Raw genomic sequence first — 21319 nt, forward strand, 5'->3', positions numbered from 1 at the left:
GTCGTTGCGTGCCGCGTTCACCGCACTGCCCTCGTGCGCTGCGTGATGCTTCTGTCGACGCAATCGTCGCGGCTCAAAGCTGCCGCGCGATCACCATCCGCTGCACTTCGCTGGTGCCTTCGTAAATCTGCGTGATGCGCGCGTCGCGATAGTGACGCTCGACTTCGTAATCGACCAGGTAGCCGTAGCCGCCGTGGATCTGGATCGCGTCCGAGCACACGCGCTCGGCCATCTCGGACGCGAACAGCTTCGCCTGCGATGCTTCCGACAGGCACGGCAGCCCGGCCGTGCGCAGCTTCGCCGCGTGATGCACCAGCAGGCGCGCGGCGTTGATCTGCACGGCCATGTCGGCGAGCTTCTGCTGGATCGCCTGATGCTCGGCGATCGGCTTGCCGAACTGCACACGCTCGCCCGCATAGCGGCGCGCCTTGTCGAACGCGGCGCGCGCGATGCCGAGCGCCTGCGCGGCGATGCCGATGCGGCCGCCTTCGAGATTCGACAGCGCGATCTTCAGCCCTTCGCCGCGATTGCCCAGCAGGTTTTCTTCCGGAATCGCGCAGTTCTCGAACGTGATCGGGCACGTATCCGACGCGCGGATGCCCATCTTCTTCTCGGGTTTGCCGACGATGAAGCCCGGCGTGTCGGTCGGCACCAGGAACGCGGAAATGCCGCGCTTGCCGGCTTCCGGGTCGGTCATGGCAAAAACGATCGCGACGCCGGCGCGCTGGCCGTTGGTCACGAACTGCTTCGCGCCGTTCAGCACCCATTTGCCGTCGCGCAGTTCCGCACGCGTGCGCAGGTTGTTCGCCTCGGAGCCGGCCTGCGGCTCGGTCAGGCAGAACGCGCCGATCACGCGGCCGGACGCCATGTCGGCCAGCCAGCGATCCTTCTGCGCCGGCGTGCCGAAGCCCAGGATCGGCCCGCAGCCGACCGAGTTGTGCACGCTCATCATCGTCGCGCACGCGGCGTCGCCGGCGGCGACCTCTTCCATCGCCAGCGCATAGGCCACGTAATCCGTATACGAGCCGCCCAGCTCCTGCGGCACGATCATCCCGAGCAGGCCGAGTTCGCCGAGCTGCGCGACGATCGCGTCGGGCAGGTGCGCATCGTGGTCCCATTGCGCCGCGTTCGGCGCCAGCATCTCGGTGGCAAACGCGCGCGCGGCGTCGCGGATCATCCGCTGGTCTTCGGTGTAAAGCTCGTCCATGGTGCTGCTGTCTCCCGCGGCCGCCGGGCGCGACCGTCCTTGCGTTTCGATGCAACAAGTGTAGGCAAGCAGGCGCGACTGTTCGATGCTCGCGTCGCTCATTTACACTGAGCGTTTTTGCCATACCGGCGGCACGGATGAAGCAGGAAGACAAGGGAACCGTCGCGATCAGCCTCGTCGCTTACAGCGTCGCGCTCGCGACCCGGCGCGGCGTCGCGGCCGAGCCGCTGCTCGCGCAAGCCGGCATCGCACCCGCGCTGCTCGGGCAGCCGCGCGCCCGCGTGTCCGCGCAGCAATACGGCGCGCTGTGGAACGCGATCGCGCGCACGCTCGACGACGAGTTTTTCGGGCAGGATCGCCACCCGATGCGCAGCGGCAGCTTCATCGCGATGAGCCAGGCGGCGCTGTCCGCGCGCGACGGGCTGCATGCGATGGCGCGCGCGGTGAATTTCATGCACTGCGTGCTCGACGACCTGCACGCGGAGCTCGACGCGAACCCACAGCGCGTGCGGCTGCGCTTCGTGCACCGCAACAACGGCGCGACGCCCGCGATGTTCACGTACGCGACCTATTTCATCATCGTCTACGGGCTCACCTGCTGGCTGATCGGGCGGCGCATCCCGCTGCTGCACGCGAGCTTTCGCTGCGACACGCCGCCCGCCGACCACGAATACCCGTCGATGTTCTGTGACGACATGCGTTTCAACGAGCCCGATTCGTATGTCGATTTCGATCCCGAATTCGCGACGCTGCCGGTCGTGCAGAACGCGAAGACGCTGAAGACGTTCCTGCGCAACGCGCCGGCGAGCTTCATCGTCAAGTACCGCAACCCGAACGCGCTCGCGCAGCGCGTGCGCGCGGTGCTGCGCGGGATGCCGCCGGCTGCCTGGCCGGGCGCCGGCGGGATGGCCGCGCGGCTGCACGTGGCCGAGGCCACGCTGCGCCGCAAGCTGCACCAGGAAGGCCACGCATACCAGTCGATCAAGGACACGCTGCGGCGCGATCTCGCGTTCGAGGCGCTGGCCGATCCCGCGCGCACGATCGCCGACGTCGCGGCCGCGACCGGTTTCGCGGAGCCGAGCGCGTTCTACCGCGCGTTCCGCAAATGGAGCGGGCGCAGCCCGGCCGACTATCGCGACGAAGTGCTCGCGCGGGGCGGCGGCGCGAGCTGAAGCCGGCCGGCCGTCGTTTCGCGCTTTGTGCCGAAACCGCCTACTCTTTAAGTGTCGGGCTCACGCCCTTTCCGCCAGCCGGACGGCACGCGGCCGCGCGCCGCCCGGACGTCTCGATGCACTTTCACCGTCACGGGCCGTCGCCGGCGCCTGCCACGTCCGGCGGCCACCCACGTCACCCGCTGCCCGCGCGGGTCGCGCGCGCCGCGCTGTTCGCGGCGCTGCTCGTCGTGTGTGCCGCGGTCGCCGCGCCATCGCCCGCCGAAGCGCCCGCCGCCCGCCCGGTGATCGTGATCCCCATCAACGGCGCGATCGGGCCTGCCAGCGCCGATTTCATCGTGCGCTCGCTCGACCGCGCGGCCCGCCAGCATGCACCGCTCGCGATCCTGCAGCTCGACACGCCCGGCGGCCTCGACACGTCGATGCGGCAGATCATCAAGGCCATCCTGGGCTCGCCCGTGCCGGTCGCCGCGTTCGTCGCGCCGGGCGGCGCGCGGGCCGCAAGCGCGGGCACCTATATCGTCTATGCCAGCCACTTCGCGGCGATGGCGCCCGGCACCAATCTCGGCGCGGCGTCGCCCGTGCAGTTCGGCATCGGCGGCGCCGCGCCGCCCGGCGGGAACCCTGCTGCACCGCGGGCGCCGGCCGGCACTCCGGGGGCGTCGGGGGCGTCGGGGGCGTCCGACGCGGCCGCCGCGCTGCCGACCGATACCCAATCGACCGAGATCCGCAAGGCGACGCAGGACGCCTCCGCCTATATCCGCGGCCTCGCGCAGTTGCGCGGGCGCAATGTCGAATGGGCCGAGCGCGCGGTGCGCGAGGCAGTGAGCCTGTCGGCGAACGAGGCGCGTGCCCAGCATGTGATCGACCTGATCGCACAGGACCCGGCCGACCTCGCTCGCCAGCTCGACGGCCATAGCGCGACGACCACCGCCGGCACGGTGCGGCTCGCAACCGCGCATGCGCCGCTCGTCGTGGTCGAGCCCGACTGGCGCAGCCGCTTCCTGGCGATCATCGCCGACCCGAACGTCGCGCTGATCCTGCTGACGATCGGCATCTACGGCCTCTTCTTCGAGTTCGCGAACCCCGGCTTCGTGCTGCCGGGCGTCGTCGGCACGATCTGCCTGCTGGTCGGGCTGTTCGCAATGCAGTTGCTGCCGATCAGCTATGCGGGCCTCGGCCTCGTGCTGCTCGGTCTCGGCTGCCTGGTCGCCGAGGCGTTCCTGCCGACCTTCGGCGTGCTCGGGTTCGGCGGCATCGTGTCGTTCACGATCGGCGCGCTGATGCTGATCGATACCGACGTGCCCGGCTACGGGATTCCGTGGCCCGTGATCGCGAGCCTCGCGCTCGGCGGCGGGCTGCTCGTCGCGGGCGTATCGAGCGTCGCGCTGCGCGCGCGCCGCCGCCCGGTCGTGACGGGCGCCGAGGCGATGGTCGGCAGCATCGGCGAAGTGCTCGACGACGGCCTGCTGGCCGACCAGCCGCACGGCGCGGCCGGGCCCGCACCGTCGGCCGCGGGCTGGGCGCGCGTGCACGGCGAGCGCTGGCGCGTCGCGAGCAGCGTGCCGCTCGCCGCCGGTTGCCGCGTGCGGGTTACCGGACGCCAGGGGCTGCTGCTCACCGTCGCCCCGCTGTACGACGTGCCGACGCAAGAACAACACCAGGGAGTCCCGTCATGATCGGTTATACGTTCGGCTTCAGCAGTGTCCTGATCGTCTTCTTCGTCGTGCTGGTCGCGTCGTCGATCCGCATCTTCCGCGAGTACGAGCGCGGCGTCGTGTTCATGCTCGGCCGCTTCTGGAAGGTGAAGGGGCCGGGGCTCGTGCTGATCATCCCGATCGTCCAGCAGGCCGTGCGGATGGACCTGCGCACCGTCGTGTTCGACGTGCCGCCGCAGGACGTGATCACGCGCGACAACGTGTCGGTGAAGGTGAATGCGGTCGTGTATTTCCGCGTGGTCGATCCGGAGAAGGCCGTGATCCAAGTCGCGCGCTTCTTCGATGCGACCAGCCAGCTCTCGCAGACGACGCTGCGTTCGGTGCTCGGCAAGCACGAGCTCGACGCGCTGCTCGCCGAGCGCGAGCAACTGAACGCCGACATCCAGAAGACGCTCGACGCGCAGACCGATGCATGGGGGATCAAGGTGTCGACGGTCGAGATCAAGCATGTCGACCTGAACGAGACGATGGTGCGCGCGATCGCGCGGCAGGCCGAGGCCGAGCGCGAACGGCGCGCAAAGGTGATTCATGCGGAAGGCGAACTGCAGGCGTCGGAGAAACTGCTGCAGGCTGCGCAGCGGCTCGCGCAGGAACCCCAGGCGATGCAGCTGCGCTACCTGCAGACGCTGACGACGATCGCGGCGGACAAGAACTCGACGATCGTGTTTCCGCTGCCGATCGATCTGCTGGGGGCGTTGCTGGATCGGTTGGGCCCGCCGCGCGCGCGCTGAGACGCGCGTTTCCCGGCCCGCGCGACGCCGGGCCGCGACGGCCCGGCATCCGGCGCACGTCAAGCGAGCAGCTTGCGCTCGGTCTTGCCGTACTTGATCGACTTCTCGTCCGGAATCATCAGGCCGGTGTGCTCGTCGCGGCCCTGCAGCAGGAAGCGCGCATCCGGCTTGCCGATCTGCTCGGCCGCGAGCTTGCTGTCCGCGCCGATCTCGCCCTTCTTCATCCGGTTGACGATCACGCCGGCCGCGGTGTCCTTGAAGTCGCGCAGCATCCACGCGTCGCCGTCGCTGTCGCCGAACACAAGCAGCGGGCCGTAGCCCTTCTTCGACTCGAGGACGTTGCGGATGCCCACCGTCTTGCCGGGCCCCCAGTTGAAATGCCAGCCGGCCGGATACGTGCTCGTGTACTTGCCGTCCTGCATGTCGAGGCGCAGGCCGATCACGTTCCCGGGCGGCACGCCGTAGCCATAGTTCGGATTGCCGGCGAACACGCGCACGACATCGTCGAGCGACGCGGTGCTCACGTACACGTCGATGCCGTTCGCGCGCAGCGTGTGCATCACCGCGCGGATTTCCTCATGAATGCGGATGCCGTGGAAATGCGTGTCGGCCACCACGCCGGCCTTCCCCGGCAGCGTCTTCGGGCTTTCGTAGCGGACCTTGCGCAGCGCGTCGCCGATACCGTAGTTGTTCGACGCTTCCGCCATCGCCTGCAGCTCGGCGGTCGTCATGTTCTTGTAGAAATAGATGATCCACTTGTAGCCGATCTCGAGCGGGTGCGTATCGCAGATCGCGTCGTACATGAAGTACAGCTTCGCGCGGAAATCCTTGAACTGATCGGTCTCGCGAATCTCGTCGAGGCTCTTGTCGCCGCCGAATCCCTTGTAGTTCGCGTAGAGCCAGCGATAGTCGGATTCGACGTCGGCGGCGAGGTCTTCCATCGTCACCGGCTTGCCGTCGATCGTCGTGTAGTCCTTCATGAACGCGCCCTTCGGCACGTCCTTCCACATCACGTCGACGAATTCGTCCGGCGTCAGCTTGTACTGCAGATGGTTGATCTGGTACATCAGCAACGCCTCTTCGCAGTCGTTCATGATGCACGTGTTGTCCCAGTCGAACACCGCGTACGGGCGGCGCTTTTCGTCGTAGTGCGCGCTCGCGACGCCATGCTGGTCGAGTACCGCCTGCAGGCGTGCGGCGTTGAACGGCGACCAGCGGCCCGGGTCCAGCGCATCCGGCGGGGTTGCGCGCTTCGCGTCGGCCGTGCCGGCCTTGAGCATCAGCGACGTCGCGGCGGTCGCCGCGACAAGGGTGTTCATGAACTTGCGGCGTTGCATGGTCTCTCTCCGTGGAAATGTCGAATGTCGAATCTCGAATCGACTGCGGTCGCTACCCCGCGCGGCGCACCGCGTGCCGGCGGCTCATCGGCGCGGCGAAGCCGGGGCGGCTTCGAACCGGGGGCGAATGATGTGACGAAATTATTTCGGCAATTTGACAACGTCACATCGCGACACGACGGGGACTTGATCCGGCGCGACATGCCGGGCCGTCGCAAGGCGGCCGCACGCGCGGCCATCCGGGTCAACGCTGGGCCCGCCTGTCCGACCACCTCCGACCGGCACCCCGATCCGTGCGCGTGCGCGCCTGCGGCCGTCCGGCCAGGACCTCAGGAAATCTAGAGTCTCCCCTCCATTTCGGCCCTTCATTAGGACAAATCCTCACCCCCGGAGGCTGGCGCGCCACGCCGAACCAGCTATTATCGTTACATCATTCAATGGCACATTAAATGCTGGCTGAATAATTCGCACCGGGAACACCGGCGGATGCATTCCGGATCAGCACCCCGCTTTGCACCGGACCGGAGCGCGCTTTGCGCGGGACCGGCGTCAGTGCCGAAGCACCAACACCGGTCGACAAGCGCTGCCGCGCCCACTCCGGCCGACATAGGGAGACGCATCATGACCGACCATCCGCTGCCGGAAGTCCACCTCGACGAGCTGCCCCAATTCCGCGCGGTCCAGCAGCTGGCGTACCGCTGCGTCGAAACGGTCGGCGCAATGCTCTACCCCGGCATCACCGAAAAGGAAGCCGCGCGCCTGCTGACCGAATGGCTGCAGGACAACGGCGTGCATGACTGGCTGCACAAGCCGTTCGCGTGGTTCGGCGATCGCACCGCATTCGAGGGCTTCTCGGGCCTCAAGCACATGGGCGGCTTCAATCTCGCTTTCTTCCCGAGCAACCGGCAGCTCGAGACCGACATGCCGGTGATCCTCGACGTCGCGCCGGTGCTCGACGGCATCGTCGCCGACGTCGGCTACGCGCACTGCCTCGGCCACAACCCGATCCTCGAACAGTTGCAGGACGACCTGATGGACCACCGCGACATGATCGTGCGGCTCGTGAAGGAGCGCCGGTCGATGGCCGAGGTCGCGCAGGAGGTCGACGGGCTGTGCCGCCGCCAGGGTGTCGAGCCGCGCCACAAGGCCTATCCGTTCAAGGTGCTCGCGCATCGCGTCGCGAAGATCCACAAGCTGTCGAAGCCGCGCTTCGTCGCGCGCTTCGGGCTGAACGCGACGCGCAACCTGCTGCTGGACCAGGGCCGCGCGGCGAAACGGCAAGGCTGGTCGCCGCTGTGGTCGATCGACCGCCGCTCCGAGCATGCGCCCGTGCCGGGCCTGTGGGCGGTCGAGCCGCACCTCGGCTTCGCCGGCGTCGGCGCGAAATTCGAAGAGCTGCTCGTGATCACCGACGACGACGCGTACTGGCTCGACGAAGACCTGCCGCACGTGCGCCGCTGGCAGCGCCGCCAGGCCGAGCGTATGCAGGCCGTCGCGACCGTGCCGGCCGCCGCCTGACGCCCGACGCGAACGCGCCCTTCCTCCCGAATCCCTGAACGACGGACTCACGATGCAGCCTCTTTCCGACGAAGCGCCGCTGGCCCTGTTCGAATCGGTTCATAGCGAAACGGCGGTCGCCTCGGGCGACCTGACGCTCGCGGTCAGGACCTGGGGCGACCCGGCCCGCTCGCCGGTCGTGCTCGTGCACGGCTATCCCGACGACAGCAGCGTCTGGCAGCACGTCGCGCCGCTGCTCGCGCGCAAGCACTACGTGATTGCGTACGACGTGCGCGGTGCGGGCCTGTCCGGCGTGCCGACGCGCACGGCCGACTACCACCTCGCGAAGCTGACCGACGACTTCGTCGCGGTGATCGACGCGCTCTGCCCCGGCCGCGCCGTGCACCTGATCGCGCACGACTGGGGCTCGATCCAGGGCTGGGAGTTCGTCACCGATTCGCGCCTGGCCGGCCGCATCGCGTCGTACACGTCGTGCTCGGGGCCGTGCCTCGACCACGTCGGCTTCTGGCTGCGCGAGCGCGTGCTGCACCCGACACCGGCGTCGCTCGCCAAGCTCGGCGGCCAGCTCGTGCGCTCGTGGTACGTGTACCTGTTCCACCTGCCGTTCATCCCCGAGCTCGGCTGGCGGCTGTGGCTCGGCCGCGCGTGGCCGCGCCTGCTGCGCCGGCTCGAGAAAACGCCTGCCGCGCCGCGCCCGACGCAGGCCGACGACGGCGCGCGCGGCGTACGCCTCTATCGCGCGAACTTCATCCGCTGCCTGTTCACGCCGCGCGAACGCTACGCGCATGCGCCGGTGCAGACGATCGTGCCGCTCGGCGACAAATACGTGAGCCCCGCGCTGTCCGAGAACCTGTCGCGCTGGGTGCCGCAGTACTACCGCCGCGAGGTCGCGGCCGGCCACTGGCTGCCGCTCGCCGATCCGGCACGCTTCGCGGATCTCGCCGGGCAACTGATCGACGCGGTCGAATCGGGCAACGAACCGCCCGCGCTCGCGAAGGCACGCCGCCGCGCAACAAGCGGCCGCTTCAGCGGCAAGGTCGCGGTGGTGACCGGCGCGGGCAGCGGCATCGGCCGCTGCGCGGCGCTCGCGTTCGCCCGCGAAGGCGCGACGATCGTTGCGTGCGACATCGATCTCGCGAGCGCCGAACGCACCGCGCTGCTGATCGGGTTGACCGGCGCGCAAGCGCACGCGAAGCGCGTCGATGTCGGGTCCGCCGACGAAATGGAAGCGCTGGCGACGTGGGTCGGCAGCGAACTCGGCGGCACGGACGTCGTGATCAACAACGCGGGCATCGGCATGGCCGGCGGCATCCTCGACACGAGCACGCGCCACTGGGAACGCATCCTGCACGTGAACCTGTGGGGCGTGATCCACGGCTCGCGTCTGTTCGCGCGGCAGATGGCCGCGCGCGGCACCGGCGGCCACATCGTCAACACCGCATCGGCCGCCGCGTTCGGTCCGTCGCGCGACCTGCCCGCGTATGCGACGACGAAGGCCGCCGTGCTGATGCTCAGCGAATGCATGCGCGCGGAACTTGCGGCGCAAGGCATCGGCGTGACGGCCGTGTGCCCCGGCTTCGCGGAGACCGGCATCATGGCGTCGACGCAATACGCGGGCGCCAATGCACAGGACGAAGCGCGGCTGCGCAAGCGCGCGACGAAGCTGTACCAGATGCGCGGCCTGAAACCCGAAACCGTTGCGCAGGCAATGGTCGACGGCGTGCTGCGCAACCGCCCCGTCGTCGCGGTCGGCGGCGAGGCGCACGCGATGCGCTTCGTCGGCCGCTTCATGCCGTGGCTCGGCCGGATGATCGCCCGCGTCAGCATGGCATCGCATTGACGGCGCACGACGCCGCACAGGGAGACACAGATGACCGATACCGCCGACTATCACAAGATCAAGGCCCGGCACGTGAAGTTCGACTTCAGCGACACGCCGATCACCTGGGTGCCGAACGACCCGGGCAGCACGCACATCATCAACACGCTGAACCTGCTGTTCCCGGAAGGCGAGCTGTGGTTCTGCCGCGTGTACAACAAGGCATTGCCGCTGATCACCGATGCGCGCCTGCGTGACGAGGCCGAAGGCTTCCTGCGGCAGGAAGCCGTGCATTCGCGTTCGCACGGCGGCGTGCTCAAGCACTACTACGACCGGCACGGGATCGACACGAAGCCGTTCACGCAGAAGCTCAACCGCCTCTTCACGCGCGTGCTCGGCGAACAGCCGCTCGGGCTGAAGATCGGTCACACGCGTTTCTGGCTGCGCCAGCAGCTCGCGGTGATCGCGTCGCTCGAGCATTTCTTCGGCTATCTCGGCAACTGGGTGCTCAACGCGCACGGGCTCGACGAAGGAAAGGCCGACCCGACGATGGTCGACTTGCTGCGCTGGCACGGTGCGGAGGAAGTCGAGCACCGCACGGTCGCGTTCGACATCTACCGGCACATGGGCGGCACCTATCCGGAGCGCTGCGTGCACATGGCGTTCGTGATCCTGCTGCTGCTCTACTACATCACGACGGGCGCGAAGTTCATGTACCGGCGCGACCCGGCCGCCGGCCGCTACCCGGGGTTCGTGCTCGCGTGGCGGCACGGCTCGCGGCGCGGGCACCTGCCGTCGTTCTGGAAGGTGATCGGCGCGGCGCTGCGCTATTTCAAGCCGAGCTATACGCCGCACCACGAAGGCTCGACCGAACAGGCGCTCGCCTACCTCGCCCGCTCGCCGGCCGCGCAGGCGGCCGCGCACGGCGGCAACTGGGGCACGACGAAGGGCGCCTGAACGGGTTTCCTGCCGGTTCGGCGGGCGGCGCCCGCCGAAATGCGTACAATCGCGGCTTCATTTCCCGGAGGTGCCGCGATGGCCATGAAGAAAACCGATCTCGAAAAGAACAAGGCGCTCAAGCTGACGCACGCGATGAAGCAGTCCGGCTCCGCGCGTTTCGGCAAGGGTGCCGAAGAAGCGGTCAAGCTCGACCGCCGCGCGCAGCGCAAGCTCGACCAGGAACAGGGCCTCGTGCCGTTCGCCTGCAAGCTCAACGCCGAACTCGTCGAACAGCTCAAGGCCCGCGCGGCCACGCACCCGGAAGGGATGACGGGCCTGCTGTCCGAGCTGCTCGTGAACGGGCTCGCGCAACGCGACGCGTGACCGCCACGTATCTCTAAATTTCCGTTGACATTGCTGCGCTGCCACGACACACTCGTTCGCATGCCTACGCTCAAGCCCGCCGCCATCGCGCATAAAAACCGAGTGAACGCCCACCCGCGGCGATCACCGGAGGCGCTTGTGCGTTAGCATCGAGATTCAGTTGTGCATGTCACAAGGCCTCGCCGGAAACGGATGAGGCCTTTTTGTTTGGGTGCGCGTCATCCCGCCCGGCTCAACGGATGGAGATGACGATGGACCAAGCAAGCCGGCTGGTTGTCTGCCCCGATCGGTGCCGCACCGATGCGATCGCACTGCCGCGGGTCGTGATGCAATTCACGGTCGCGCCGCGCAAGACGCTGACATGGTGCGCGCAAAACGATGCCGAGATCCGCGTGCACGACGCGACGCTGTGGGTCACGCGGCTCGGCAGCGTCGACGATTACTGGATCCGAACCGGCGACGTGCTGCGCGTGCGGCGCGGCGATCGCATCTGGATGAGCACCGACGACGACCGTCCGGCCGAAGCATCGATCACGACCGCCTACGCGATGCGACGCGGCGCGTGGCTGGCGCATGCGCTCGCGCGAATGCGCAGCTTGCTGCGCGAGCGATGTCGAAGTCGTACATGACGAAAGCGCTGCTGCGCACTCGCTACGGAGATGCAGCGGCGTCACGCGATGCGCGGCGCGCACGTCGATGCATCGCGCTCGACTATCTCGAAAATTATCGTTGACAACGTCGTTTCACGCAGACAAACTCGTTCGCATGCCTACGTATACGCTCATCGCCGTCGCGATTCACTTCTCGATGAACATTCGAAAGAATGGTTCACGGGAGGCGCGTGTGCGTTAGCAATCGAGCAGTACCGCATGTCACACCAGGCCTCACCGGAAACGGATGAGGCCTTTTTGTTCTGGTGCGCGTCATCCATCCGGCTCACTGAATGGAGCAGACGATGGACCAGGCAAGCCCGCTGTTTGACTGTCCCGATCGGTGCCGCGCCGGCACGATCGCGTTACCGACTGTCGTGATCCGTTTCGCGGTCGCGCCGCGTACGACGCTGACGTGGCGCGCGCCGCAGGACGCGGAGCTCCGCGCGCATGGCGCGGCGCTGTGGGTCACGCGCCCGCCGAGCGTCGACGACTATTGGGTGCAGCCCGGCGACGTGCTGCGCATCGCACGCGGCGAGCGCATCTGGCTCGGCACCGATGCCGGCCGGTCGGCGGAAGCGACGCTCACGACCGCATACGTGCGTCGCGGCGAGCACTTCAGGCGCACGCTCGCGCAAGTGCTACGTTTGCTCTTCGGGGCAGGGAGAACGAGCGGATGAGTGACGCGCCGTCAGGCACGCGAAGCGCGGAACGGCCGCGACCGGAAATGGACGCACCCGCGGCGTAACGCGCCGCAGGTGCGCATCGAATGACGCGGCACGCCGGTGCGTGCCGCGCGCGATCGCGCGCCGTGCGCAGCGACGGGATGCAGCAGGTGCATCAGGTGCTGGCGGCGAGACGCGGGCCCGTGCTCCGGGGAGTGGAATCGAGGTCGGGACGTTGCGCTGCCTGCGAGGTCACCCACGGATCGATGCCCTGCTTCTGCACCTCCTCGAGGAATGACACACGTGTACGCCAGTAATCCGCTTGTAATTTCGCATCGATGACGCGCTGTTCGGCAGCGAACAATTCCATGCGCGCCGTCACGAGCATCGACGCAGCGGTTTTTTCCGGCGTCGGGGCGTGTCGCATCGCCCAACGGCTGATCCAGTTCAACATGCTGACCTCCGTGATTACGGACGAACCCGCATCGGGCAATCGCAAGCGGCCGTGCCTGCCCGAACACGCAACGGCCTTGACCGCACCTCACCGCCCGGCCTGCACGGACTGCGACTCCCCCGCGTCGGCAATTACCGACCGGCGTGTGCATGTGCGGTGTATCTATCCTAGAAAGACTTGCCGGTTTATGCGATGGGGTCTTGCAATCTTTTACACAGAAACCACAGTCGCTCCCGCATCACGATATGACAGTTGCGGGCGGGACGGCTTCGGCGCACGATAGCCCGATATCTGCAACCGCCTGGACTGACGAATGGCCGCCGCACGCCGCGGCCGGGCATTCGTACCGGCCGAGCACGTGCGTTCCCGCGCACGCGCCGCCCGCCCCGCCTGCGTGCGTGCGTGCGTGCATTAGGCAGGCGCTCCGTTTCAACCGGATGTCATCCCGCACCCGTCCCCTCCCGCGCGATACGCCGCGCGTGTCGCCGTGCATGCCGTTGCGCGCGCATCGGCCGGCGTCGTTCGCGCATCCCCTCCCGCTTCAGCCATTTCTTCCGGCTCGTTCCGCCCGAACCGGTAAAATGCGCGCCTTCGTCGCGCGGCCGGGCTGCCTGACCGTTCGCGCGCAGGCAGCCGATCGATCTTTCGATCGTGCCCTCCAACTATATCGTCCGAGCTATCCGCGCTATTACAATCCGCCGATAGCCGGGCAATAGTGGCTGGTTACAGTAAGCCCGCCGCGCACTGCCTGTACAACAATTCGGCACAACAAGCAACACGACAACCCGACCGGAGAAACGCCTTCATGGAATCCATCAAGCGGTATTTCGGCTTCGCTGAAGCCGGCACCGACTTCCGCACCGAAATACTCGCGGGCGTCACCACGTTCCTGACGATGGCTTACATCATCTTCGTCAACCCCGCGATCCTCGGCGATGCCGGCATGCCGAAGGAATCCGTGTTCGTCGCGACCTGCCTCGTCGCGGCGCTGGCGTCGCTCATCATGGGGCTGTACGCGAACTACCCGATCGCGTGTGCGCCCGGCATGGGCCTGAACGCGTATTTCGCGTATACGGTCGTCAAGGGGATGGGCTTCACGTGGCAGGCCGCGCTCGGCGCGGTGTTCATCTCCGGCTGCCTGTTCCTGCTCGTCACGCTGTTCCGCGTGCGCGAGGCGATCGTCAACGGCATTCCGAAATCGCTGCGGATCTCAATCACCGCGGGTATCGGCCTGTTCCTCGGCATCATCTCGCTGAAGACCTCGGGCGTGATCGTCGGCAACCCGGCCACGCTCGTCACGCTGGGCGACCTGCACAAGCACGACACGATCCTCGCGATCGTCGGCTTCTTCACGATCGTCACGCTCGACCACCTGCGCGTGCGCGGCGCAATCCTGATCGGCATCATCGGCGTCACGATCCTGTCGTTCTTCTTCGGCGACAACCAGTTCCACGGCGTGTTCTCGGCACCGCCGTCGATCGACGCGACGCTGTTCAAGCTCGACATCCGCGCCGCCCTGTCGACCGGCATCATCAACGTGATCCTCGTGTTCTTCCTCGTCGAGCTGTTCGACGCGACGGGCACGCTGATGGGTGTCGCGAACCGCGCGGGCCTGCTCGTCGAAGGCAAGATGAACCGCCTGAACAAGGCGCTGCTCGCCGACAGCACGGCGATCGTCGCGGGCTCGGTGCTCGGCACGTCGTCGACCACCGCGTACATCGAAAGCGCGTCGGGCGTGCAGGCCGGCGGCCGCACGGGCGTGACGGCGATCACCGTCGCGGTGCTGTTCCTCGCGTGCCTGTTCATCGCGCCGCTCGCCGGCGTCGTACCGGCCTATGCAACGGCACCGGCGCTGCTGTACGTGTCGTGCCTGATGCTGCGCGAGATGGTCGAGGTGCCGTGGGACGATGCGACGGAAGCCGTGCCGGCCGCGCTGACCGCGCTGCTGATGCCGTTCACGTACTCGATCGCGAACGGTGTCGCGTTCGGCTTCATCGCGTACGGCGGCCTCAAGCTGCTGACGGGCCAGGCCCGCTCGGTCAAGCCGATCGTGTGGATCATCGCGGCCGTGTTCCTGTTCCGCTTCTTCTATCTCGGCAGCGAGTGACGGCGGCGCTTCGGCGCGATGCATGATGAAAAAACGCCACCTTCGGGTGGCGTTTTTGTTGTACGTGCCGTGCCGCCTCGTCCGCGCGGACTACGGTGTCGCGACGCGACCCCGCGCCGCGACGATGTCGACTTCACCTGGCGCGCCCCGACCGATCGCGTCGTCATCCGATCGAGTCGCCCCGTCGGCCATCGACATGCCGGCTGCGAGCAACCATGCGCCTGCCGGCAGACGGCGCGCCTTTCCCCATCCCGAACGATTCTCCACGTGCGGCGCCCTCTTTTCATTGCGTCGGAATTCGAATGATTTTCTCTGCGATCCTGACGAATCGAGATGCCGGTTCGTGGCGGCACACCAGCAGCCGGCCCGGTGCAGCAGCAATCCGGTGCGGCCCGCATACGAAAATGCCGCCCGGCCCCGCCGAACGGCATCGCGTGAGGGGCAACGCCTTCGCGTGCGCAACGCTCGGCGATGCGCGCCGCAAGACGAGCGTCGTGTCATCAGCGCCAGTTGGCCTCGTAGAAACGGACGTAGCCGCTGCGCAGCGTCACGCACTGCGCGCGCGTCTCCGACAGCAGGCGCCGAGCGGCCGCCTCGATACGGTCGCGATGCTGGTCGAATGCGCCGACCATGTCCTCGAAGCGCGGCGATGCCGCGCCGAAATGATCTTCCAGCGCCTCGGCGGTGATCTGGCATTGGACGCGCTCGCCATTGACCAACGCCGTGAACGCAAGCATCAGGTCACGCCCCGAATACTCAGGTTTCTCGTTCGTGAAATGGATCTGCATGGGAGCCGCCTCGACCGGTAGAAAACGAATGACCGCGTCCGTCGTCCGCTACCGGCCGGACGAAGTGTACGCGGGCTCGCCGGCGGAGGCACGGCCCGCGGGGATAGGCGCGGACAATGCATGCCGGTTGCTTTCCACTTTAGACGGTTTCGCGCAGGAGACAAATTTTACGGCGTGCGTCGTTCCGACGCGCATTTCATCTGATCAGCGCGGCATCCGGCACCGTTTCGGAAACCGGCGTCAGTGAGGATCGGTCGGCCAGACGTTGAGCGCGATTGCAGCCGTCGCGGCGCCCACCGCAATCGCGGCCGCCCCGTATCGCACCGCATCGGTCAGATCGAACAGCAGCCCGTGGATCGCCACGGCGATGCCGCCCAGCATGATGAAAGTGGCGATGGCCGCCAGCACGACCCTCAGTTCCGTCCGAACCATGATGCGTCTCCCGAACGGATGCATGTCGCGTCGCATGCATGTTGCAATGCGGAACACGGCGCGTGCGTGCTCCATTTCCATCATTGCAGGCGGGCATTTAAAAGCAAGGGGATTTTGTTCGCGGTCGCGCGGCGTACGCGACGCTTGTATGATGATGCGTACCCGGATGGTTGCCGTTCGCGCACCGATGGTGCGCCGCACGTGGCGACGGGAATCCGTGGGGGTGTTTCGGCGCGTGTGCGTGCGCCGGGAGACCGTCAATTTCGAGAAGCAGGGTGCCCAAGTAGACGCTCAAGCGCTCGCTGGGGCCGACCGCGAAGCATGGGGCATCAGTAAGCGCTGAAGCGCTAACTGCTGCCGACCGCGAAGCATGGGGCATCAGTAAGCGCTGAAGCGCTAACTGCTGCCGACAGGAGACAAGTCATGCCGCAACACTTCGTGCTGCCCGCCACCGCGGGTCGCAACGACCTGCTCGCGCAGGCGCATGCGCGTTCGACCGCAGTCGGCCTGCGCGCGCACGAACGCCCGGATTTCTCGCCACTGTCGCACATCGCGCTGCGCGAATTGCTCGACACGAACCACACGCTGTTCTCGCACGCCCGCCCGGTGATGGAGAACCTCCACGCGCAAATCGCCGACACGCAAAGCCTCGTGCTGCTGACAGACGCCGACGGCGTGATCCTGCACAGCATCGGCGACGCGGACTTCATCGAGAAAGCCAACCGCGTCGCGCTGTGTACCGGCGTCTCGTGGGCGGAAGGCGCGCGCGGCACCAACGCGATCGGCACCGCGCTCGCATCGGGCCAGGCCGTCGCGGTGCACGGCTCCGAACACTTCCTGCGCGCCAACCACATCCTCACCTGCTCGTGCGCACCGATCTTCGACCCGTTCGGCCGCACGCTCGGCACGCTCGACGTCAGCGGCGATCCGCGCGGCTCGAGCCCGCATACGCTCGCGCTCGTGCGGATGTCCGCGCAACTGATCGAGAACCACCTGTTCGCGAACCAGTGCTCGGAAGCCTTGCGGCTGCGCTTTCATGCGCACGAGGAATGCGTCGATTCGCTGTTCGCCGGGCTCGTCGCATTCGGCCCCGACGGCGGGCTGATCGCCGCGAACCGCAGCGCGCAATTCCAGCTCGGCGCATCGTTCGACGCACTGCAACACCAGGCCAGCGACGCGCTGTTCGGCCTGCGCTTCGGCCAGCTCGCACAGCAGGCGGCACGCGCGCCCGGTGCGATGTTCCGCCTCACGCTGTCGACCGGCGTACGCGTGCTGGCGCGCTGCGAATTCGCGGAAGCACACAAGACCACCGTCGCCGTCACGCCGCCCGCGCCCGCCGCGCGCGTGCGCACGCCGGACCCCGACTCGATCACGTTCGCGACGCTCGACACCGGCGACGCGCGCATGGCCGCCGTGCTCGAGCGTGTCGCGAAGATCCGCGGGCGCGACCTGCCGCTGCTGATCCTCGGCCAGACCGGCACCGGCAAGGAATGGCTCGCCCGCGCGCTGCACCAGGCATCGCCGCGCGCGGACGGCCCGTTCGTCGCGGTCAACTGCGCAGCGCTGCCCGATTCGCTGATCGAGGCCGAGCTGTTCGGCTACGAAGACGGCGCGTTCACCGGCGCGCGCAAGCGCGGCAGCCCCGGCAAGATCGTGCAGGCCGACGGCGGCACGCTGTTTCTCGACGAAATCGGCGACATGCCGCTCGCGCAGCAGGTCCGGCTGATGCGCGTGCTGCAGGAACGCGCGGTGATGCCGCTCGGCGGTGCGCGCGCGGTGCCGGTCGACGTGCGCGTGGTCTGCGCGACCCATCGCGACCTGCGCGCGATGATCGCGGAAGGCACGTTCCGCGAAGACCTGTTCTACCGGATCAACGGGCTCGCGGTCACGCTGCCGGCGCTTGCCGCACGCACCGACCTGCCCGCGCTCGTCGAGCGGATTCTCGCGCGGCTCGCGCGCAGCGAACCGATGCCGCGCCGCATCGCGGCCGACGTGCTCGACGCGTTCGCGCGCCATCGCTGGCCCGGCAACCTGCGCCAGATGACCAACGTGCTGCGCACGGCCGGCATGCTCGCCGAAGACGAAGCGGAAATCACGCTCGCCCATTTGCCCGACGATTTCTGGCTCGACTGCGACGACGCACCGGCTGCGCCGGCCGCCACGTTGCCGGCCGCATCGGCCGGCACGCGCGAAGGAACGACGCTGCAAAGCCATCAGGCCGCGGTGATCGATGCCGTGCTCGCGCGACATGGCGGCAACGTGTCGGCCGCCGCGCGCGAACTCGGGCTCGCCCGCAATACCGTGTACCGGCACCTGCGCCGGCATTGACGCCAGCGGCCGGCCGGCGCCGGCCGCCCGCACGTTCGGGTATGCTTGGCGCGTTGTCGCCGAACCGCCGCCCGCCTCCGCCTCCGCCATGACCGATCCGGAACACCTCCCCCTCGTGCGCATCGAGCCGCTCGGCGCGACCTTCGACGCGCCCGATTCGCTCACGCTGCTCGAAGCCGCCGCGTTCGCGCACGTGTCGCTGCCGCGTTCGTGCCGCAACGGCACGTGCCGAAGCTGCCTTTGCCGGATCGTCAGCGGCAGCGTACGCTACACGATCGAATGGCCGGGGCTGAGCCGCGAGGAAAAGGCCGACGGCTATACGCTGCCGTGCGTGGCCGTCGCGACGTCGGACCTCGTGCTCGACGTGCCCGACGCGGTCATGCTCGACTAGGGACGGTTCACGCGTGCCGCCCAGCGAAAGTTGATCCTGTGTGGAGAACGTCATGACCCAGCAATCCGATCGCATCGAAAAACAGGCGGTGCTCAACGCATCGCCCGACCGCGTGTGGGAAGCCGTCAGCAATTCCGGCGAATTCGGCCAGTGGTTCGGCGTCACGTTCGACGGGCCGTTCGCGGCCGGCCAGCCGCTGTTCGGCCGCATTACGCCGACACGCGTCGACGACGACGTCGCCAAGGCGCAAGAGCCCTATGCGGGCACGGTGTTCGAGATCGTCGTCGACCGCCTCGAGCCGAAGCAAGTGTTTTCGTTTCGCTGGCACCCGTTCGCGATCGACCCGAATTATGACTACACGTCCGAGCCGATGACGCTCGTCACGTTCGCACTCGCCGCACAGGCCGGCGGCACGCTGCTCACGGTCACCGAAACGGGCTTCGACCAGTTGATCGATACGCGCCGCGCGAAGGCGCGCGAGATGAACGATCAGGGCTGGGCCGCGCAGATGGCGCTGATCACGAAATACCTGACGAAGCACGCGTAGCGCGCCGCCACGCCGCAGGTCCGCACCGACATGCGAATCGACGTGCGTGGCATAATCCGCTCCATCGTCGTCCACCCGCCGCCGCGCATCGCATGCTGAGTCGTCGCCTCCGGAAGATCGGCAGTCTGATCGGGATGCTCGCCATCCTGATGTCGGTGCTCGCGCCGACGATCTCGCAGGCACTGACGACGCAGCAGCGCGTCGATACGCTGCTGGCCGGCTACTGCACGGCCGCGCCGGCCACCGGCGAGCGCGCCGCCGACTCGTCGCAGAAAAGCCTGCAGGCCCACCTCCAGGCATGCGGCTATTGCAGCCTCCTGGCTCACACACCGGCACTGCCCGCGCCCGAACTGACGTTTGCGGCCAACGCGCACGTCATTCAGCACCGCGAAGCGACCCGCTTCGAAAGCCTGCGCCGCGCGTTGCCGCTCACGGCCGCACAGCCGCGCGCCCCTCCGATCGCGTCCTGATCCGTCGTCAACGCTCGTGATGCCGTCGCGCATCGCGTGGTTCGCGCACGCCCCCGGCGTGCGCGACGTGTCACGTTTCGAAGGACGATCATGTCTCACCGTATTGCGCGCGGCGTCGTGCCGTGCGCGCGGCTGGCTGCCTCCGGTTCGCACTGTCGCGCCGGCATTTGCTCGCAGGCGAATGTCCGGTCGCGCACGTTCGCGCCGGCCGCGTCGCCCCTCTTACCCTCTGCTTCCTTCCATAAGGATAACCAACCATGAAACGCTCGATTCCGACCGGCCTGCTGTTCGCGCTGCTGGCACTGCAAGCTCCCGCCACGTTCGCCGCGCCGGCCGTACAGGCAGAAAACTGCTGGATCCGCGCGATGCCGGCAACCGTGCCGTCGTCCGGCTATTTCACGCTGAAGAACGACGGCGACGCGCCCGTCACGCTGACGGGCCTCGACACGCCCGCATACGGGATGGCCATGCTGCACGAAACGCAGACGAACGGCAGCACCGCGAAGATGGTTCACGTCGACACGGTCGAAGTGCCCGCGCACGGCACGGTGACCTTCAAGCCGAAGAGCTATCACGTGATGCTGGAACAACCGCGCGAAGCCGTCGCGCCCGGCGCGAAGGTGCCGTTCCGGCTGCATCTCGCGGACGGCTCGACGGTGTCCGTGACCTGCGACGCCAAGGCGCCGAACTACTCCGGCCAGTAACGCCACCCACCCTCGATCGAAGGAGATGCACATGAAACATCGCCTGCCGCTGGCCGACCTGATCGTCCGCTACCGGACGCCGCTGAACGTCGCCGTGATGATCGTCTGCGGGATCTGGGCCGGGTGGATCGCGTGGATGACGCGGCCCGCCGCGATCGATACGCCGCCGTCGCCCCCCGCGTACTGCATGCGCGACGCAAGCTGACGCGCACGACGGCACGGTTCCGGCGCGAGCCTGCGTCACTTATTGGCGTGGCATCATCGCTTCATCCCGACCGCCGGAACCGCCTCCTGGAGCGCCGCATGTCCATTCAGACCTGGATGCTGTTTGCCGCAGCCTATCTCGCCACGACGCTGTCGCCGGGGCCCAACGTGCTGCTCGTCATTCGCAACACGGTGCGCTACGGCTCGCGCGGCACGGCCGCGACGATCGCGGGCAACCTCGCGGCGCAAGGCGTGGTCGTGGTACTCGTCGCGCTCGGCGTCGGCGCGGTGCTGGCCGCGATGCCGCCGCTGTTCGTCGCGATGAAAGTGGTCGGCGCCGCGTACCTGATGTTCGTCGGTGTCCGGCAACTGCGCGGCGACCGCAAGGCCGCCGCTTCGGCCGGAGCGGCGGAGATCGCCGTGCCCGACCGCAGGAAATTGTTCCGCGAAGCGCTGTTCGTATCGGGCAGCAATCCGAAGACGATGATCTTCCTGTCGGCGTTCATGCCGCAGTTCATCGTGCACGACCGCCCGCTCGCGCTGCAGTTCGTCGTGATGTACGCGACGATCGCGGGCACCGTCGTGGTCGTTCACTGCGTCTATTCGGCCGGCGTGCGCCGCTTCCATCGCGGCTTCGGCATGAGCCGCGCGGTGCGTGCGCTCAAGCGCGCCAGCGGGCTGCTGTTCGTCGGGCTCGGGATCAAGCTGCTGACCGCGCGGCAGGTTTAACAAGCGTACGCACGTCAGTCGACGG

General features: G+C 67.7%; 22 protein-coding genes. 17 read left to right on the forward strand and 5 right to left on the reverse strand.

The window, feature by feature from the left end; translation table 11 throughout:
• Window positions 1–73 precede the first annotated feature (73 nt).
• Window positions 74–1207 carry an acyl-CoA dehydrogenase family protein gene (locus LGN17_RS08845; protein WP_175968935.1) on the reverse strand — a complete coding sequence of 378 codons (1134 nt, stop codon included), beginning with the start codon at window positions 1205–1207 and terminating at the stop codon, window positions 74–76.
• Between the two features lie 137 nt (window positions 1208–1344).
• Between LGN17_RS08845 and LGN17_RS08850 the strand changes: the two genes are divergently transcribed.
• The 3 genes from LGN17_RS08850 to LGN17_RS08860 all read left to right on the forward strand — a co-directional run bounded on the left by LGN17_RS08850 (window position 1345) and on the right by LGN17_RS08860 (window position 4828).
• Window positions 1345–2379: an AraC family transcriptional regulator gene (locus LGN17_RS08850; RefSeq protein WP_011354321.1), complete on the forward strand. Its 1035-nt coding sequence runs from the start codon at window positions 1345–1347 to the stop codon at window positions 2377–2379.
• Between the two features lie 116 nt (window positions 2380–2495).
• Entirely contained in the window at window positions 2496–4058 is a 1563-nt protein-coding gene (locus tag LGN17_RS08855) for an NfeD family protein (RefSeq protein WP_226195962.1), read from the forward strand.
• On the forward strand, window positions 4055–4828 hold the full coding sequence (locus LGN17_RS08860) for a slipin family protein (RefSeq protein ID WP_226195965.1): 774 nt from the start codon (window positions 4055–4057) through the stop codon (window positions 4826–4828). Before LGN17_RS08855 ends, LGN17_RS08860 begins: the two co-directional genes overlap by 4 nt.
• Window positions 4829–4887: 59 nt before the next feature.
• On the opposite strand, the gene LGN17_RS08865 is transcribed toward LGN17_RS08860, so the two are convergent.
• Window positions 4888–6165, reverse strand: a complete 1278-nt coding sequence (locus tag LGN17_RS08865) for a haloacid dehalogenase-like hydrolase (RefSeq protein WP_226195966.1) — start codon at window positions 6163–6165, stop codon at window positions 4888–4890.
• A gap of 621 nt (window positions 6166–6786) precedes the next feature.
• On the opposite strand from LGN17_RS08865, the gene LGN17_RS08870 reads away from it, so the two are divergent.
• The 6 genes from LGN17_RS08870 to LGN17_RS08895 all read left to right on the forward strand — a co-directional run bounded on the left by LGN17_RS08870 (window position 6787) and on the right by LGN17_RS08895 (window position 12155).
• The gene (locus tag LGN17_RS08870) at window positions 6787–7683 is read left to right on the forward strand and encodes a M24 family metallopeptidase (RefSeq protein ID WP_226195968.1); all 897 of its coding nucleotides are present in this window, start codon (window positions 6787–6789) and stop codon (window positions 7681–7683) included.
• Between the two features lie 52 nt (window positions 7684–7735).
• A complete protein-coding gene (locus tag LGN17_RS08875) occupies window positions 7736–9523 on the forward strand; it encodes an SDR family oxidoreductase (RefSeq protein WP_226195971.1) in 1788 nt (595 codons plus the stop codon).
• A 30-nt stretch (window positions 9524–9553) separates the two neighbouring features.
• The gene (locus LGN17_RS08880; RefSeq protein WP_226195973.1) at window positions 9554–10459 is read left to right on the forward strand and encodes a metal-dependent hydrolase; all 906 of its coding nucleotides are present in this window, start codon (window positions 9554–9556) and stop codon (window positions 10457–10459) included.
• Window positions 10460–10537: 78 nt separating this feature from the next.
• Window positions 10538–10825, forward strand: coding sequence for a hypothetical protein (locus LGN17_RS08885; protein WP_124456604.1), 288 nt, complete (start codon window positions 10538–10540; stop codon window positions 10823–10825).
• Window positions 10826–11076: 251 nt separating this feature from the next.
• The gene (locus LGN17_RS08890; RefSeq protein ID WP_226195981.1) at window positions 11077–11454 is read left to right on the forward strand and encodes a DUF2917 domain-containing protein; all 378 of its coding nucleotides are present in this window, start codon (window positions 11077–11079) and stop codon (window positions 11452–11454) included.
• Between the two features lie 326 nt (window positions 11455–11780).
• Window positions 11781–12155, forward strand: coding sequence for a DUF2917 domain-containing protein (locus LGN17_RS08895; RefSeq protein WP_226195983.1), 375 nt, complete (start codon window positions 11781–11783; stop codon window positions 12153–12155).
• A 160-nt stretch (window positions 12156–12315) separates the two neighbouring features.
• On the opposite strand, the gene LGN17_RS08900 is transcribed toward LGN17_RS08895, so the two are convergent.
• Window positions 12316–12594, reverse strand: a complete 279-nt coding sequence (locus LGN17_RS08900; RefSeq protein WP_006480752.1) for a hypothetical protein — start codon at window positions 12592–12594, stop codon at window positions 12316–12318.
• A gap of 805 nt (window positions 12595–13399) precedes the next feature.
• On the opposite strand from LGN17_RS08900, the gene LGN17_RS08905 reads away from it, so the two are divergent.
• Window positions 13400–14701 (forward strand): NCS2 family permease, encoded by a 1302-nt coding sequence (locus LGN17_RS08905; RefSeq protein ID WP_226195991.1) that lies wholly within the window; start codon window positions 13400–13402, stop codon window positions 14699–14701.
• 500 nt (window positions 14702–15201) lie between these two features.
• Here LGN17_RS08905 and LGN17_RS08910 read toward each other — a convergent pair whose 3' ends face one another.
• Window positions 15202–15489: a DUF1488 domain-containing protein gene (locus LGN17_RS08910; protein WP_011354308.1), complete on the reverse strand. Its 288-nt coding sequence runs from the start codon at window positions 15487–15489 to the stop codon at window positions 15202–15204.
• 240 nt (window positions 15490–15729) lie between these two features.
• Window positions 15730–16005 (reverse strand): DUF2964 domain-containing protein, encoded by a 276-nt coding sequence (locus LGN17_RS08915; protein WP_264165889.1) that lies wholly within the window; start codon window positions 16003–16005, stop codon window positions 15730–15732.
• Window positions 16006–16344: 339 nt separating this feature from the next.
• On the opposite strand from LGN17_RS08915, the gene LGN17_RS08920 reads away from it, so the two are divergent.
• From LGN17_RS08920 to LGN17_RS08950, 7 genes are all read left to right on the forward strand, one after another.
• Window positions 16345–18249: a sigma-54-dependent Fis family transcriptional regulator gene (locus tag LGN17_RS08920; RefSeq protein ID WP_226195994.1), complete on the forward strand. Its 1905-nt coding sequence runs from the start codon at window positions 16345–16347 to the stop codon at window positions 18247–18249.
• 88 nt (window positions 18250–18337) lie between these two features.
• Window positions 18338–18640, forward strand: a complete 303-nt coding sequence (locus LGN17_RS08925) for a 2Fe-2S iron-sulfur cluster-binding protein (RefSeq protein ID WP_089426933.1) — start codon at window positions 18338–18340, stop codon at window positions 18638–18640.
• 52 nt (window positions 18641–18692) lie between these two features.
• Window positions 18693–19187: an SRPBCC family protein gene (locus tag LGN17_RS08930; RefSeq protein ID WP_226195996.1), complete on the forward strand. Its 495-nt coding sequence runs from the start codon at window positions 18693–18695 to the stop codon at window positions 19185–19187.
• 92 nt (window positions 19188–19279) lie between these two features.
• Window positions 19280–19657, forward strand: a complete 378-nt coding sequence (locus LGN17_RS08935; RefSeq protein WP_226195998.1) for a DUF2946 domain-containing protein — start codon at window positions 19280–19282, stop codon at window positions 19655–19657.
• A 257-nt stretch (window positions 19658–19914) separates the two neighbouring features.
• Window positions 19915–20361, forward strand: coding sequence for a copper chaperone PCu(A)C (locus tag LGN17_RS08940; RefSeq protein ID WP_226196000.1), 447 nt, complete (start codon window positions 19915–19917; stop codon window positions 20359–20361).
• A 31-nt stretch (window positions 20362–20392) separates the two neighbouring features.
• Window positions 20393–20566, forward strand: coding sequence for a hypothetical protein (locus tag LGN17_RS08945; RefSeq protein ID WP_226196002.1), 174 nt, complete (start codon window positions 20393–20395; stop codon window positions 20564–20566).
• A 98-nt stretch (window positions 20567–20664) separates the two neighbouring features.
• Window positions 20665–21294 (forward strand): LysE family translocator, encoded by a 630-nt coding sequence (locus LGN17_RS08950; protein ID WP_226196003.1) that lies wholly within the window; start codon window positions 20665–20667, stop codon window positions 21292–21294.
• Window positions 21295–21319 lie beyond the last annotated feature (25 nt).

Source organism: Burkholderia sp. AU30280, assembly GCF_020420125.1.
Taxonomy (GTDB): domain Bacteria; phylum Pseudomonadota; class Gammaproteobacteria; order Burkholderiales; family Burkholderiaceae; genus Burkholderia.